Below are 14926 nucleotides of genomic sequence, written 5' to 3'. Positions count from 1 at the left end.
GATGCTACTTCAGCACGGCTTCCGTCACCTTGTTAATGTCACTGCTGACTTTCTGGATAAACTCTAGCTGCTCGATCAGCTGGGCATCGGGCACGGCGGGCGGGGTAGGCACGGCGGGCTCGGTGGGAGTAGTTTCGGGCTCCTGCGGATCGAGGCGGCGGAGGCTGCGGTGCAGGGCCTGCTGGGCCTGGCGCAAGGCTTTCAAGCTGGCCAGGGGTAGGCGGGGCTCCAGCTCGCCGGCCAGCACGGCGGAGGTAATGGCCGCCACGTTCGACGACAGAATATGGTTGAGCACTACGAACTCGTGCACCTCGGTGGGCCGGTGCTGCTTGGCCCGCGGCTCCGACATCATGCGCTGAAACGCCGCCCCCAGGTTAGCTGAGCTCACATACACGTCTTTCCGGGCCAGCTTATAGTCCAGCAAGGCCACCGGCGAGCCGGTAAGGGTTTCCTGCAAGGTGCGCAGGTAGTGGAGGTTGGCCCGCAGCACGGCCTTGAGGTAGTCGTGCAGTTGGCCCGATTCCCAGTTAGGGAACAGCAAATAGCCCGTGGAAAAAGCAATCAGACAGCCCAGCACCGTATCGAACACTCGTTCCTCCACTACCTGCACGTAGCCCAGCCCCAGAAAGCTGAACAGAATCAGGATGAAGGGAGTCATGAACGTAACCGTGACGAGGTAGTTGATGCGGACCAGACTGTAGGAAATCAGCATGAACAGCACCATCAGGCCCAGCAGAATGCGGTGGTCAGGAATCAGCCAGAGCACGGCCGCGCCCAGGGCTCCGCCGGCCAGGGTGCCCAGCACACGCTGCACGTTGCGCTCCTTGGTCAAGCTGAAGGCGGGCTTCAGCATGTAGGTTATCGTCATGATAACCCAGTAGCTGTGGTGGCCCGACAGCACCCGCGTAAGAAGCAGGCCCACGGAGCAGGCCACAAACATGCGCACCGAGTGCCGGAAAATGCCCGACTGCAGCGTCAGGTGGTCGCGCAGCTGCTTGAGGTCGAAACTCTGGTGGCCCACAAAGCGCCCAAACTCCAGCTCCCGCCCGGAGGGGGCCGGGGCATTGGCATCGAAGTAGGCCCGAATGTCCTGGAGGCGCTGGCTGAGGTTGCGCAGGTTTACCAGAATCTTCTTGAGCATGAGGGTATGGCCGGGCCGGGCCGGGTCCTCCAGGGTATCAATCCGGGCCTTTATTTTCTCCAGCCCCGCCAGCAGGTTACGCCGGGAGGTGTAGCCGTGGTTGGCCTGAATGGCGAAGCCGATGTTTTCCAGCTCGGCGGCGTGCTCCTCAATTTCCCGGGCTATCAGGTCGAGCACGCCGGTAGCCTCGAAGCGCTGGTGCAGGGCGGCGTAGTCGTGGTAGGTAATGGTTATTTGCTCGTAGAGGTCCACCACATCCACGAACGTGAGCACCAGCCGGCGCCCCGTCCCGGTCGATTCCTTGATGGTCTGGCGGGTTTTGAACAGCAGCTCGCGCACGGCATCCTGCTTCTCGCTCACGGTTACCTGCTGGGTTACCAGGCGGCGGTAGTCGGCCTCCAGGTTGGTGCCGGTGCGGTAGAACTCGGCCTTCAGGCGCAGGAAATCGGCAATAGTCCGGATACAGTCGCCGAGGGCCTGCTGGGCCGGGCGGTAAGGCCGCAGGGTGTAGAGCAGCATGGTTACGCTCAGGTACCAAAGGCCGCCGGCCACTACCATCCCGGCGTAGGGCAGCACCTCCTCGGGCTTAAGCGGCCGCTCCAGCATCAGAATAATAACCAGCAAACCCGCCGTGCCCACGGCGCCGGCCCGGTTGCCGTACACCAGCAGCATGGTAAACGCGAAGCTGCACAGCACTACCTCCAGACTCAGCAGCCAGGGATAAGGGTGCAGAAAGCCCGTAATGGCGGCCATCAGCCCAATCAGGCAGGTGGCCGCCAGCATGCCGTTGCGCTTGTGCACCACGGGGCCGGGCGTATCCGTCAGGCTGACGCACACGGCCCCCAACGATACGGTCAGGCCCTCGGTGAGGTGCCCCAGCAGCCCCAGCACCAGGCCAGGCAACAGAATGGAAAGCGTGGTCCGCAGACCATCCGAAAATTCCTGACTGGTAAAGAAGTACTGAAAGGAACGGACCCGTTCGTTCATGGAGGAAGCTACACCGAAAGGTAAACCCGGCTTATACGCACCAGCTTCGGTTCGGGGGCGAAAGGTAAGCATGTGGTACGTAGGGAGCGGGCTCGCCCCCGCCCGCCGCATGCTTAATATAGCTACGACAAGCAGACGCCGGGCGGGGAAAGCCCCGCTCCCTACTCTACGGCTGGCAGGTCAGAGTTGGCGGGGCCGGCCAGCAGCTTGCCGTAGGCATCGAACCGGGAGCCGTGGCAGGGGCAGTCCCAGCTGTTTTCCAGGCCGTTCCAGTGCACAATGCAGTGCAGGTGGGGGCACACGGCCGAGCACTCGTGTACCTGGCCGGCGGGGTCCTTGTACACGGCCACTTTCAGGGGGCCGCGGCCGATAACGGCGCCGGTGCCGGGGGCTACCTCCTCGGCGGTTTTGGCCTCGCCGCCGGTGAGCAGCTCAGTGTACTCGGCCGCCACGTTGAGGTTCTCCTTCACGTATTCCTTCACCGACTCCAACTTCACGGTTACGCGGCCGGGGTCATAGAGCTTGGCCCAAGGGTTTTCGCGGCCCAGAATCAGGTCGGTGATGATGATAGGACCGAGCGTACCGTGGGTCATGCCGTGGCCCGAGTCGCCGGTGATGATGTACACATTGTCGTCGTCAAGGGGGTTGCGGCCGGCGTAGCCCAGCCCGTCCACCGGCTCCATCACCTGCCCCGACCAACGGTAGTCAATCTGCCCGGCGGTGGGGAAGTGGTCTTTGGTCCAAGTTTCGAGGCAGCGTAGGTTCTCCTCGGGGTTGGGCTCCTGGCCGGTTTTGTGGTCCTCGCCGCCCACAATCAGCAGGTCATAATCGGCGTTTTCCACCTCTTGCAGCCGGATGTAGTGGTAGGGGTCGGCCGTGTCCCAGTAGAGGGCTTTGGTAACGGAGCCCTTGGGCACGCGGGCCCCAATAACGTAGGTACGGTAGGGGTGCTGCTTGGTGTGCATCACCACCAGGTCGTTGAAGGGCGTGTTGGTGGCCAGCACAATGGCCTGGGCCCGCACCTCCTGGCCGCCATCGGTTACGACACGGGCGTCCGAGCCACCGTGCACCGTTTTTACGTGGGTGCGGGTGAAGATGCGGCCGCCCTGCTGCTCAATGGCCTGGGCTACCCCCCGCAGATACTTTAGAATGTGAAACTGTCCCTGGTTCGGGAACACCAGGCACTCGCCCGTCCGGAAGCCCTGGGCCCCGGCGTCGGGCAGGCGCTCTACGTCCACGAGGCCGGCCCGGTGCGCTGCTTTCTGCTCGTCGTCCAGTTCCTGCACCGTGCCGTTCTGGGGCAGGAACAAGTAACCGGGCAGGCGGGTAAAGTCGCAGTCAATCTGCTCCTGCTTTACAATGCGCTCAATGCGGTCCACGGCGGCGCGGTGGCTATCGGCGGCTAGGCGGGCACCCTCTTCGCCGAACAGCTGCTCCAGGGTGGTGTACCGGTCATCAAGAGCGAAGCTGAGGTGGGCCGTAGTGCGACCGGTTTCGCCGCTGGCCAACTCCCCGTCTTCCAGCAGCACTACTTTTTTACCCTCCAGGCCCAGCAGGTAAGCCGTAGTCAGGCCGGCAATGCCCCCGCCCACTACCACTACATCGGCCGTCAGGTTGCTGGTCAGGGGCTGGAAAGAAGGCAGGGCCGGGGCGGTACCCAGCCAGGATGAAAGGGTAGTACCGGAAGTTTGGGCGGGGTTGGGCGTGGGCATAGCTGCGTTGGTTCAGGTTCAGAAGGCAAGTGTCCTGATGAGGTACGCCGCCCCCCCGGCGGAGGTTAAGGCAGAAGCCAATAAAAACGTGTCACCCGGCCGGGAGTGAGCCGGCTAAGTCGGCCCCCATTCGGGAAACCCAGCTTGCTTTCTCCCGGCCAGGCGACACGTTTTCCTACCCCGGCTCAGGGTCGGAAGTCGGACGCTGCCTTTAATACAGAATGTCTTCTACCGGATCCAGCTTGGGCGGCACTTCGGTTTCACCCAGCATTTGGCGCAGGTCAATTTCAATGGAGCGGCAGATGGCCGTCATGGGCACATCGTTCATGTTGTTTTCAAAGGGGTTTTCGCTGTTGTGTCCTACCTTTTCAATGGTGGCAAACACCCAGGAAACCAACACCGAAAAGGGTACCGTCAGCCAGATGTGCTGGGGGCCGATTTTGGCGAATTCCATAACCAGCCCCAACGGCATCAGGGCCGTAAACAAGTACACGAACACCATGCTAAAAAAGGCGTACTGGCGCGGGAAAGGCGTATTTTTGATTCTCTCGCAGCCTCCTTGCAGGTTATAGAGCACTTCCAGCGTGTTCATCATGGTCACATGCTGGAAATCATTGAGCAGGCCCCGCTCCTCGCGCAGCATGCGCAGCTCAGCGGCCTGCCGCCGGATCAGCTGGGCCGGGGGGTTGGCCATCTGGCGCAACTTTTCCGATTCTTCCTCTTCCAAGAACGGCGCCACGGCAGCATCCCACTGCTCAGGCTGGCGGCGCAGATGAATGCGCAGGGCGTTGCACCAGGCAATCTGACGGTACACCATGCGCCGATGCCGGCCGGTTAATTCCTCGGCCGAAGCGGCGGGAGCATCAATACCGGGTGCATCCACCACGGACGTTACAAATTCCAGGATCTGGATGGCGGTGGTGCGGCTGCTGTTCACGATACCGCCCCAGAGCTGCCTACCCTCCCAGAAACGGTCGTAAGAGCCGTTATTCTTGAAGCCAATGTAGAAGGCCACAGCCGTACCGAGGGTAGCCACCGGCTGCCACGGAATGGCCACGGAGTGGAACCCCAACGGGCCGTAAACGATGCAGACCAGCAGGCTGTACACGGTAAAAATCGTGACAGCCTTCCAGCCGAGTTTCCAGATGATGTGCCAGCGGAGGTTTTCGCGGATGTACACGCAGAAGAAGTTAAGGTGCTAGAAGCAGGTAGGCGCGGTAAAGTAGGCACCTAACATTAACCTCGGGTTAAATGCTGACTGCTTGCTCTTTCTACGAATTCCCTTAGCCCGACAGTTACTTACGCACTGGTTAAGCCGGAATATTTACTCCTCGCTGAGCACAATGCCCATCAGGCGCATAAGTTGGCTGGCATTGAAGGAGCGGCACACACCCGGCGTGAGGCGGTAGTCGAAGCGCAGGGTGCCATCGGGGTTCAGGAAGCTGTTGAAGCTCACGTTACGCACCTGCCCGGGCAGCTCTTCTTCCAGGGCCGCCAGCTCCAGATCGTGGGTGCTGATGAGGCCACTGGCGGCGCGCTGCCGCAGCTGGTGCACCAGGGCCCGGGCCCCGCGGTGGCGGTCCTGGGAGTTGGTGCCTTTCAGAATCTCATCGAGCAGATAGAAAACCGGCAGGGAGTTGGCCGTGGCTTCGGGGGTAGTGAGGTCGAGCAGTAGGCGCAGGCGCTTGAGCTCAGCGTAGAACGAGGAAGTGCTTTCGGCCAGGTTGTCGTTGGTGCGCATGGCCGTGTACACCTGGGCCGGGCCACAGTGGAAGGCCGCCGCGGGTACTACCCCTCCGGCCTGCGCCAACACCAGATTCAGACCTACCGTGCGCAGAAACGTGCTTTTGCCGGCCATGTTCGAGCCCGTGACTACCACCGTCTGGCCCGCGCCTTCGGTCCGGAAATCGTTACGTACCCCAGTGCCCCCAAACAGTAGGGGGTGGCCCATGGCCTGGGCCGCCACGGTCAGGGGCGCTTCCGTCAGGGCGGGCTGCGTGAAGGTGGGGTTGGCGGCCCGGAAGGCAGCCAGGCTAACCAGGGCATCCAGCTCGGCGGCGGCTTCCAGCAGGGGCTCCAGACCATCGGGCAGGCGGCGTTTCCAGCGCTCCAGCTGCCACATACCCCACAAATCCCAGAGCAGCACCGTGTTCAGCAGGCCCGCCACGGCCGGGTTCTGGCGGGCCGAAAACCAGCCCGCTACCCCCGAAAGTTGCTCCAGGAGCCGGGCCGCCGCTACCCCGCCCGTATCGTGTAAGGTGCGGTGCAGGCGGCGCAGGGCCGGGCTCTGCCACTGGCTGGCCTCAAACAAAGCCAACTGGTCGTGGGCGGCGCGCAGGGCGTCGCGCATGGTGGTGGCATGCTGGTAATACGCGGCCCGGATAGCACCGAACCGGGCGTTCAGGGCGCTGGTCAGCAGCAGCACCAGCAAGGGCCAGGTGCCGTAGCCATTCAGCGCAACCAGAATACTTCCTACCCCCATAATGGGTAGTAAAGCCATAAAAGGCAGCAGCCAGCCTTTCCCCTTAAAAAAGTCAGGCTCCCGCAGCCAGGCCGCAAAACCGCGCGGGTCTGACTCCTGCCGGGGATAGTGCCGGGCGCGGGCCTGCCACTCCTGCTGCCAGGCCACATCCGGGGCCAGCTCGGCGGTAGCCTGCTGCCGCTCCTGCACTGCCGCCACTGGACCGGGCGCCAGCAGCCAGCCGGCCAGCCAATCCTGCCCCAGACGGGACGTGCTGCGGTTCAGGAGCTGAAACAGGGAGTGGGAGCCGAATACATCGAGGTCGGCGGCGTAGGCGTGCTGGGCGTCGAGGTAGCGTAGGCCGGGGTCGAAGCCCGCAAGGTTGCCTTCCAGCCGGGCCAGCTCGCCCTGGTTGAGCTGGGCCAGCAGGCGCTGATGTTCCCGCTTATAGCCCACCCGCGTGTGCCAGCGCACCAGCCCCAGAAACACCAGGTAGGCTGCTCCTATCACTCCAAAACCAGCCGCTACCTGCCCCTGGCTGAACAAGGCCCAGGCCCCGGCCGCCGCCCCCCCGAACACTAGCAGCCGCACCAGGGCTACTACCCTATGCCGGCCGGCAAAGTAATTTTCGCGCTCCGTATAATGCGCGAGGTTTTCCTGGAATAACTCAGCGGGCGGAACGGTAAGAGGACGAAAAGCAGTAGTAGCAGGCACGGCGGCGGCATCAGGTGAGGCCACGAAGGTACGCAGCCCCTGGGGAGGGCAGTAGCGGCGCGGCCGGCGCCTAGCCTGCTACCACGGCAATGCACTTCAGCTCAATGGCTATGGGGGTGGGCAGGCAGTTCACTTCCACCGTAGTGCGGCAGGGCTGGCTCGTCTGGAAATACTCGGCGTAGAGGCGGTTATAGGTCGGGAAGTCGGCCTGCATGTTGGTCAGGAACACGGTCACGTCCACGAGGTCTTCCCAGCGGGCTCCGGCTTCTTCCAGAATGTAGCGCACGTTCTGGAAAACAGCATGGCACTGGCTTTCAAAATCGTAGTGCCGAATGCTGCCGTCGTCGTTCAGCACTACCCCCGGCACCTGCTGCTGCCCCCGCTGCCGGGGCCCTACCCCCGACAGAAACAGCAGGTTGCCCGCGCGCCGGGCGTGCGGATACAGGCCCACCGGCTCGGGGGCGCGTGAGGAATTATGGGCGGCGGAAGTTGCGTTAGAGGCCATCGGCCAAAGCTACCGAAAACCGGCACTTTTCGTAGAAAACCGGAAACCCCAACGGGGGCTGGTGCGGTTGTTGTGCCAGCCCCTGGCCTCTCCCCTGCTTTTCTGCCTTACATGAAACACGCTTTCCGCCTCTTCCTGCTGTCCGGCCTGCTAGCCGCTGCCGCCCCGGCCTTGGCCCAGCAGAAGCTGAAATACCCCAAGCAGCCTGCTGCCTCCGCAATCTATGATGCCGTGGCGCAGCCGGCCGTTCCGGTAGGTGGCCTGGAGGCCTATGCCCAGTATCTTGCCGATCAGCAGCAGTACCCCACCGCGGCCCTGCAGGCGGGGGCGCAGGGCACGGTTACGGTTACGTTTGTGGTGGAAAAAACCGGCTCCATTTCCAATGTGGCCGTAACGCAGCCCGTCAACCCGGCCCTGGATGCCGAGGCCATCCGGCTGATTAAAGGCGGCCCGCGCTGGACGCCCGCCCAGCACCGCGGCGGCATCGTGCGCCAGCGGGTTTCGGTGCCCATCAGCTTCCAGATTCCGGGCGAAGCGGGCGGCACCGGCACGGCGGCCGGCGCTACGCCAACGGGCACTGCCCCCACTACCCAGCTGGTAAAGCCCGATTCGCCGGCCCGGCCTGTGGGCGGCACGGACGCTTTTTTCGAGTGGATTCAGCAAAACCAGAAGTACCCCGCCCTGGCCCGGCAGCGCAAGATGCAGGGCCGCGTAATGATGGAGTTTGTAGTGGACAAAGACGGCTCCCTCACCGACATCAAACCCATCAAGCGCCTGGGCTCGGGCCTCGATGAGGAAGCCATCCGGCTGATTAAGGCCGCCCCCAAGTGGCAGCCGGCCACCTACCAGGGCCAGCCCATGCGCCAGAAAATGGTGCTGCCCGTGGTATTCACGCTTTAGCAGTCCCGTAGCCGTTGTGTGGCTGCTGCGCCGGGTGCGGGTCTGAGCCCGCGGTATATATAAGGCGGGCAGAATATTTTTTGCTACCTGTTCGTTGGCGGGCAACGCGGCAATGATTTTCGGCCTCTTTTAAAGTAGTTTCCCCTCGTTTTCGTCGGCTTACCTACCAGGGTTGGCCGATGCGCTCGGAGCAGCCCCCTGGTCCTGCTCTGCCTTTCTCTTTTGCTATGCTTTCTCCCCTGCCGCTCGTTTCTGCCCCGCCCGTTGCCTTTGGCACGCCCCTGCCCCTGCCCGCCAGCTACTCCATTTGGCCTTATCAGGCCCGCTTCCGGCAGGCAGCGCAAGCCGTAGCCGAAGGCATTTTCGAGGCCCTCGACGAAGACCTGGCCCCTTACGTGCTGCTGTTGGCGCTGCCCGTCGATTCGGATCAGCTGGAAGAGGCCGTGCCCGTGTGCCTGGAGCCCGCCGACTGTGGCCTCGACACCGTGGCCTTCACCGAGGCTCAGGCCCGCGGCCGTTACTACCAGTATCTGCACCCCTGGAACTCGCCCGAGCGGGAACTGATGAGTGAGGAAATGATTGAGCGCAAGAAAACGGCCGTAGCGCTACGCCAGGCCGTGCAGGAAGTCCTCGATGAGGTAGCCACCGGCTCGCGCCACACGTACTTCGCGGGCGCCCCAGTGGCCATTCAGCATCACTCGGTAGTACCGGTACTGCGCCTCAACCGCAAGGCCATGCAGGCCTACCCTACCCTCCAGAAAAACCGCTACTACACCGATGGCCGCCCCTTGTCGCACTCCCTGCTGATGTCGGCGGTGCTGCGCTTTCACGAGGAGTGCCTGAAGTCGCTCACGGAGCCGGAGCCCGGCTCGGGGCTACTGGTGCGCCCCCGCGACACCGACGAGATTATTCGGGCGGCCGGCAAGCTGTTCATGGATACGCCCGCGCAGGACTTGGGCGCTAATCCCTCCGCCGCCAAGCTGTTTGCTACCTGCAACACTATTTCTTCCCTGCGATATGAGGGCGCCGAGGGGGTAGGCAAGGTGTTGCTGGCCCGCCGCGGCCACCCCAACCTCACGGAAATATTTGCCCTCACCTGCCCTACCCCCCTCACCGACTACCGGGCCGTGCGCAAGCTGCTGGAAATGACGACCCCCGAGGTTAGCCTGCTGGCCGATGGGGAAAACGTGTATGCCCTGGGCAAACAGGTAGGCTCCTACGATGCCAGCCGCGAAGACCTGTTCATCATCAACTTCGTGAATCACTACGCCTGGGAGTTTCAGCACGGCGGCCAGGTGCTGATGCGCGCCCACTACGGCCTGCCCAGCCTACCGCGTACCCGCCTGCACCGGGCCCGCTTTCGCCGCGACCTAAAGCACACGTTTCAGCTGACCGATGCCGCGAAAATTGAGCGTTTATGGGAGGTGGTAGTGGAGGCCAGCCGCCAGAAGCATGGTACGCTGCTGGTTATCACCACCGAAGCCCTGGCCGAAGCCGACCGCCTCAAGCTGCAATGCACGCTCATCGAGCCGGTACCCCTCACCCCACTTATCACCCGCCTGGTTACGGCCATCGACGGGGCCGTGCTGCTGGATCCGGAAGGCTACTGCTACTCCATCGGGGTGATTCTCGACGGCAAAGCTTCCGGGCACGGCACTAGCACCCGCGGCGCCCGCTACAACTCGGCCATCCGTTACGTAGAAAGCTCGCCCTACCCCTGCCTGGCCATCGTAGTCAGCGAAGACGGCCTGGTAGATGTCATTACCAAGGAAAGCTTGAGGGAGGAGTGAGGTGGTGAGTTTGCCGTTCCTCACTCCTTTTTAGCCCTAAACGACCAGGTGATGCGGAAGGTAGCTACTACGTCGCCGGCCTCGTCGAGGCCGGTGCTGGTGCAAACCACCGTGCGGCCCTCCCCGGTGGCGCGGCTTTCGGCTATGGCCTGGCCAATGGCGGCGCCATCTTCGCTGGTGAAGCGGATAAGCCCAACTGCTTTCTTGGTAAACTCCGCTTCCAGCCCCACCACCAGCATGGACACCGGCGGGCCGCTTTGTACGTGCATCATGGCCAGCAGGCCGCTGGCCATTTCGGCCGCCATGCTTAGGCAGGCAAAGTAGATGCTACGGAAAGGGTTTTGCGTCAGGTATTTGTAGCGCACAGTTACGGTAGCCGCTTCGGGCCTGAGGGCGGCTACGCGCAACCCGGCTAGGTAGGCCATTGGCAGGCGCCGCAGCATGAACAGCCGCAGCTTCAGCGGATTACTGATGTCGCGGCGGAATTTCTCCATGCGGGCGGCCGCCGAAGAAGTGGTGGGGGCAAGGGCCTGGCTCATACCGGAAGATAGGGATTCAGCGGAAAACAAGAATCCGGGGCGCTGAGCCGGGCTCAGCGCCCCGGATTACGAAGGGCCGCGGTTGTTGGGTAGCCTGAGAGTTACCCTTTCTTTTCCAGCACCAGCACCACTTTGTTGAAGTTGGCGGCGGCGTTTACTACCCCCCGGAAGGCCTCGAAGTCCTGCTTGGGCCACCGGATCTGGCGGTAGTACTCCTGAATGGTGACGGTTACTTTCTGGCCCTGCTACTGGTAGCTTGATTTGAACAGGAACTCGGGGCCGGCGGCCGTGGGGCCCGCTTCCACACTGAAGTTCAGATCCTGGAGGTTGCGCACCTGGTAACCGGCCGGCACCTCAAACGTGATGGTGCGGTTGTAGCGGCGGTCAAACTCGTTTTCCACGTCGAATTGCCGCTCCTCACTCTGGTATAACTCCGACTGCGGCCCCAGCAGCGTGCCTACCGCGTAGCTGAGCGTGGCGGGCAGAGCCTGGGCCGCCGTTTGGGCATGCACACCGGTCGGCAATAACAGCGCCCCCAGTCCTTAGGACCGCGAAGAATACGTAGATACACGAAACAGAGAAAGATAAGGGCCCCGCAGCCGAGCTAATGAAGCGAAGAAGGAGCAGCAGGTAGGCGGCCGTTGGAAGGCTAGTCTTTTTTGCGCTTGAGATTTTTTAATGACTTAGATTTTTTACGCTCCGCAGGATAAACTACCAGTTCCTGGTAGCCATACGTAGCATCGGGCTCGCGCCGGAAATCCAGCTCCGGCATTTCTCCAATTACCAGCTCGGCCGTAGTATAAACCAGGTTGCCTTCCACCAGATGCCCGCCTAGGGTGCGCCCCGTGGAATCGGCTATGGACAGGTGCAAGTGGCTGCCGTTGATGGACAGGATACCCACCAGGGATACAATTTCGAAGTGCCCCTGATACTGGGTGGGCCCCGGCTGGTTGGCCAGGCGCAGGATGGCCGTAGTCAGGCTGCCTACGCAGGTAAGCACGGCCGCCGCCCGCAGCTGGTGCTGCTCGGCAAAGGCCTGTAGTTCCCGGCGCAGATCCTGGCCGGGTTTCAGGCGCAGGGCATAGGTGCGCAGCGAGGACGAAGGTGCAAGGCCAGGAGCAGCAGCGGGCATAACAGCAGGCAAGGATTGGGCAGCGGCGGCTACGGCCGAAAAAGTCAGTATAGCCACCAGGGAAAAGGTACGCATGTCGGCAAATAAGCAAATAAAAGCCCGGGGGCCGGGCGGCACCGCAATAGTACCACCCGGCCCCCGGGCCCTGTTGGTGCCGAAAAAAGGCGGCGCCTAGCGTTTAAAGCTCACGTTGCCGTAGCGCACCCGGATGTTCACGTTGCTCAGGTTGCGCGTTTGCACGGCCCCGAAGGTACCCTGCATGTCGCTGGAGGAGGGGCTGCTTTCCTCGGAATCAACCTTAACCAGGCGCTTATCAACCAGCAGCTTGCCGTGCTCAGTATTTACATCGAAGTTAAAGCCAGCCCCGTCCGGAAAGTTGAGTAGGATGGTGCTGTAGCCGCCATCTACGTTTATCTGCCGGAAGTTTTTGCCGGTGCTGCGCACCTCGAAGGTGGGGCAGTACTGCAGCTTCATATCCAGCTGGTTGCTGAGCTTATCAATGCTAAAGCGGGAGTAGCCCGAGGAGCCGCGCAGGTTACGCACCGTGCCCAGAGCTACGTCGCCGTACTTGCTGTGCACTGTCAGGTCCTGCACTGAGCCGATATCAATATCTGAGTAGTTGTTGCGCAGCTCTACGGTGCCGCCTTCCGTCAGGCGCAGCTTGGAGTAAGAGGCATCTACGGTGGCGCGGCCGGCGTAAGGCACGGTGCACTGGGCATTGCACACGCGCACCGAGTTGCGGGGGCCTTCCAGGCGGGCCGTGCGCAGGGTACCGTACTCAATGGCCAGCTCGGTGGCCCCGGTCAGGTCGCTGGTCAGGCTGATTTCGCCGAAGGTGTTGTGCAGGGCCAGAGGCGTATTTTTGGGCACCCACACGGTGTAGTTTACCTCATAAAGCTTGGTACGGCTCCAGCATTCGCGGGGCATAGCGCCAAAGCGCGAGCGGGCCACGATGCCGCCGGTAGCCGGGTCCTGATCTTGGAGCTGCACCTGAATCATGTCCTGCAGCTGCTGGGCTTTGTCCTCGGTGTCAGCGCGGGTAATAATATCCACATCGGTGCGAATCTCGGACCGGTTCCACACGTTAACCTGCACCCTTCCATAGCGGGTATCGAGAGTGTAGAGCTTGGTGGCGCTGGCCGGAAACGTCCGGCTGATTTTACGAACCTTTTCCACGGCCGGCGTGGGCTGGGCCTCCTCCTGCGGACCCTGGCCGCCACCCTGGCGCGCATCCAGAAGTACACCCGGCTCCGGCTGGGCCGGGGGCTGAACGTAGTGCAGGGGGGCGCTGCCGGGGGCCTCCGGCTGCTGGGCCCGGGCGGGTGTACCCAATGCGGCCAGCAGCCCGGCGGCCAGCAGCCACCGCCCTACCCCACCCGCAGAAAGCAATGTATCAGGCATAGGTTAAGGCTTGCGGCGACCTTCGGCCACCATGTTAGGCTGCGAATGGTAGTCCCGGATCTGCTCCCGGGTACGCAGCTGCTGATTCAGCAGATCGAGCCGGATCTGCAGGTTGCGGTCCATAGCATCCAGCACTACTTCCGGCTCGGGGTTGCGGTAAAGCTCCGTGCGCAGCTGCTGGTAAGTAGAGTCGAGGCTGTGCAGCTCCTGTTGCCAGTCGGCGCGAGGGGCAGTGGCGGGCGTTTCCTGATCCAGGGCGCGCAACTCCTGCTGGCGCTCGGCAATCTGGCTGGCGTAGTAGGCTTCCATGCGGTGTACCGCCCCGGCCAGGCGCTGCTCGGGGCCCGCGGCGGCGGGAGTAGCGGCCAGGCCGGCCCCAGCCTCCACTGCGGCCACCGCACTGGCGCCGGAACCACTGGGAGCAGCTACTGCTACCGGTCCTTTACTGGTCCAGGGAGCAGGGCCAGAGTGGTGCTGCCAGAACCAGGTGCCGGCCATCAGCAGGGCCGCTACGGCGGCGGCAATGCCGTAGGGGCGGGCCGAGCGGACGGCCGGATCAGGGGTATCCGTGGCAGCCGGCACCAAGGCCGCTACCTCCGGCGTAGCCTCAGGAGCCGTGTACAGGGGTAGTATGCGCAAAAGAGCTTCCTCCTCGGCGGCTTCGGGCGCAGTCAATTCCAGTTCAATGTCGTCCCACAGATTCGGGCGCGGCTCGAACACATCGAAGTCGGCGCGGTGGCGCTCAACAAAGGCTTCCAGTCCGGTTTTCTTCTCGTTCATGTGCGGTAGTAATGGGCAGGCTGCCAAGGGCGGCGCGCTGGTCGGGGTTGGGGTGGGCCAGCGCAACAGGGGCAGCAGGTCGTCGTCAGGAGGGATAAATCAGGTCGCGGGCTTTACAAACCGTGCTGGCGGGCCAGCTCCAACAGCTTCTTGCGGGCACGGCTGTACTGCGACTTCGAAGTGGATTCAGTGATATTGAGAATACCGGCAATTTCGGCGTGGTCGTAGCCTTCCAGCAGGTAAAGGGAGAGGACTACCCGGTAGCCATCAGGCAGCTCCTGTACGCAGCGGCGCACCACATCGGCCCGCCAACCCAGATCTTCCATGTCGGGACCGTGGTCGTCCGTGTCAGGAGCGGCCCCGTCGTGCTGGTCGGCCAGGGGCACCAGTTGCAGGCGCCGGTTGCGCAGGCAGTTAATGCTTTTGTTGATGACGATGCGCTTCAGCCAGGAGCCGAAAGACGAGTCGCCTTTATAGCTGTGCAGCTCCCGGAAGGCGCTCAGAAACGACTCCTGCAGCACGTCCTCAGCCTCGGCATAGTCGCCGGTAATGCGCAGGGAGGCGTTGAACATGGCCTTGGAGTAGCGCTTGTATATTTCGGCCTGGGCCCGCCGGTCGCCCAGGCGGCAGCGCTCCACTAGTGGGGCATTGATGTCGGTGTACGCAAATGCCTCCATAGAGTGCTGGGTTGGCAGGGTTCGGAAACGAGAGAATGGTAAATATCCAACTTTCCGGGCAAAAATCGGCTGGGGCTATCGGGTAAGCAAGTGAAAGACAGCCGGCGGCGGGCGGGGTTGCACGGGGCGCTGGTATTCAGTGCCGGAGCCGGTTCGCCGCCGCTAACCATCCTTAGCCTTCTAACCA

13 protein-coding genes are annotated in these 14926 nt (G+C 62.8%); 2 read left to right on the top strand and 11 right to left on the bottom strand.

The features are described from left to right. Window positions 1–4 precede the first annotated feature (4 nt). From FGZ14_RS18995 to FGZ14_RS18975, 5 genes are all read right to left on the bottom strand, one after another. Complete coding sequence (locus FGZ14_RS18995) at window positions 5–2128, bottom strand: FUSC family membrane protein (RefSeq protein WP_139925730.1); 2124 nt, start codon at window positions 2126–2128, stop codon at window positions 5–7. 161 nt (window positions 2129–2289) lie between these two features. Continuing rightward, complete coding sequence (locus FGZ14_RS18990; RefSeq protein WP_139925729.1) at window positions 2290–3840, bottom strand: FAD-dependent oxidoreductase; 1551 nt, start codon at window positions 3838–3840, stop codon at window positions 2290–2292. Window positions 3841–4051: 211 nt separating this feature from the next. After that, window positions 4052–5020 (bottom strand): bestrophin family protein, encoded by a 969-nt coding sequence (locus FGZ14_RS18985; protein WP_139925728.1) that lies wholly within the window; start codon window positions 5018–5020, stop codon window positions 4052–4054. Between the two features lie 144 nt (window positions 5021–5164). Beyond that, window positions 5165–7039 carry a DNA mismatch repair protein MutS gene (locus FGZ14_RS18980; RefSeq protein WP_139925727.1) on the bottom strand — a complete coding sequence of 625 codons (1875 nt, stop codon included), beginning with the start codon at window positions 7037–7039 and terminating at the stop codon, window positions 5165–5167. A 46-nt stretch (window positions 7040–7085) separates the two neighbouring features. Next, a complete protein-coding gene (locus FGZ14_RS18975; protein WP_139925726.1) occupies window positions 7086–7520 on the bottom strand; it encodes a RidA family protein in 435 nt (144 codons plus the stop codon). Between the two features lie 111 nt (window positions 7521–7631). Between FGZ14_RS18975 and FGZ14_RS18970 the strand changes: the two genes are divergently transcribed. Both FGZ14_RS18970 and FGZ14_RS18965 read left to right on the top strand, forming a co-directional pair. Beyond that, window positions 7632–8420: an energy transducer TonB gene (locus tag FGZ14_RS18970; RefSeq protein ID WP_180754417.1), complete on the top strand. Its 789-nt coding sequence runs from the start codon at window positions 7632–7634 to the stop codon at window positions 8418–8420. Window positions 8421–8647: 227 nt separating this feature from the next. Beyond that, window positions 8648–10210 carry a DNA integrity scanning protein DisA nucleotide-binding domain protein gene (locus FGZ14_RS18965; protein WP_180754416.1) on the top strand — a complete coding sequence of 521 codons (1563 nt, stop codon included), beginning with the start codon at window positions 8648–8650 and terminating at the stop codon, window positions 10208–10210. A gap of 20 nt (window positions 10211–10230) precedes the next feature. Here FGZ14_RS18965 and FGZ14_RS18960 read toward each other — a convergent pair whose 3' ends face one another. The 6 genes from FGZ14_RS18960 to FGZ14_RS18935 all read right to left on the bottom strand — a co-directional run bounded on the left by FGZ14_RS18960 (window position 10231) and on the right by FGZ14_RS18935 (window position 14739). After that, window positions 10231–10749 carry a DUF4442 domain-containing protein gene (locus FGZ14_RS18960; RefSeq protein ID WP_139925723.1) on the bottom strand — a complete coding sequence of 173 codons (519 nt, stop codon included), beginning with the start codon at window positions 10747–10749 and terminating at the stop codon, window positions 10231–10233. Between the two features lie 245 nt (window positions 10750–10994). Next, entirely contained in the window at window positions 10995–11261 is a 267-nt protein-coding gene (locus FGZ14_RS18955) for a hypothetical protein (protein WP_139925722.1), read from the bottom strand. A 137-nt stretch (window positions 11262–11398) separates the two neighbouring features. Continuing rightward, window positions 11399–11956 carry a PPC domain-containing DNA-binding protein gene (locus FGZ14_RS18950; protein ID WP_139925721.1) on the bottom strand — a complete coding sequence of 186 codons (558 nt, stop codon included), beginning with the start codon at window positions 11954–11956 and terminating at the stop codon, window positions 11399–11401. 96 nt (window positions 11957–12052) lie between these two features. Then, window positions 12053–13282 (bottom strand): hypothetical protein, encoded by a 1230-nt coding sequence (locus tag FGZ14_RS18945; protein ID WP_139925720.1) that lies wholly within the window; start codon window positions 13280–13282, stop codon window positions 12053–12055. 3 nt (window positions 13283–13285) lie between these two features. Continuing rightward, window positions 13286–14062, bottom strand: coding sequence for a hypothetical protein (locus FGZ14_RS18940; protein WP_139925719.1), 777 nt, complete (start codon window positions 14060–14062; stop codon window positions 13286–13288). Window positions 14063–14175: 113 nt separating this feature from the next. Next, window positions 14176–14739: an RNA polymerase sigma factor gene (locus tag FGZ14_RS18935; RefSeq protein WP_139925718.1), complete on the bottom strand. Its 564-nt coding sequence runs from the start codon at window positions 14737–14739 to the stop codon at window positions 14176–14178. Window positions 14740–14926 lie beyond the last annotated feature (187 nt).

It is taken from the genome of Hymenobacter sp. DG01 (genome assembly GCF_006352025.1).
GTDB lineage: Bacteria > Bacteroidota > Bacteroidia > Cytophagales > Hymenobacteraceae > Hymenobacter.
The sequence above is the reverse complement of the archived record's forward strand: the minus strand, read 5'-3'. Positions and strand labels throughout refer to the sequence as shown.

Bases quoted from the DNA above. Each gene is read 5' to 3' on its own strand.
- FGZ14_RS18995 (WP_139925730.1), bottom strand. From the start codon at position 2,128: ATGAACGAACGGGTCCGTTCCTTTCAGTACTTCTTTACCAGTCAGGAA.
- FGZ14_RS18990 (WP_139925729.1), bottom strand. From the start codon at position 3,840: ATGCCCACGCCCAACCCCGCCCAAACTTCCGGTACTACCCTTTCATCC.
- FGZ14_RS18975 (WP_139925726.1), bottom strand. From the start codon at position 7,520: ATGGCCTCTAACGCAACTTCCGCCGCCCATAATTCCTCACGCGCCCCC.
- FGZ14_RS18970 (WP_180754417.1), top strand. From the start codon at position 7,632: ATGAAACACGCTTTCCGCCTCTTCCTGCTGTCCGGCCTGCTAGCCGCT.
- FGZ14_RS18965 (WP_180754416.1), top strand. From the start codon at position 8,648: ATGCTTTCTCCCCTGCCGCTCGTTTCTGCCCCGCCCGTTGCCTTTGGC.
- FGZ14_RS18960 (WP_139925723.1), bottom strand. From the start codon at position 10,749: ATGAGCCAGGCCCTTGCCCCCACCACTTCTTCGGCGGCCGCCCGCATG.
- FGZ14_RS18950 (WP_139925721.1), bottom strand. From the start codon at position 11,956: ATGCGTACCTTTTCCCTGGTGGCTATACTGACTTTTTCGGCCGTAGCC.
- FGZ14_RS18945 (WP_139925720.1), bottom strand. From the start codon at position 13,282: ATGCCTGATACATTGCTTTCTGCGGGTGGGGTAGGGCGGTGGCTGCTG.
- FGZ14_RS18940 (WP_139925719.1), bottom strand. From the start codon at position 14,062: ATGAACGAGAAGAAAACCGGACTGGAAGCCTTTGTTGAGCGCCACCGC.
- FGZ14_RS18935 (WP_139925718.1), bottom strand. From the start codon at position 14,739: ATGGAGGCATTTGCGTACACCGACATCAATGCCCCACTAGTGGAGCGC.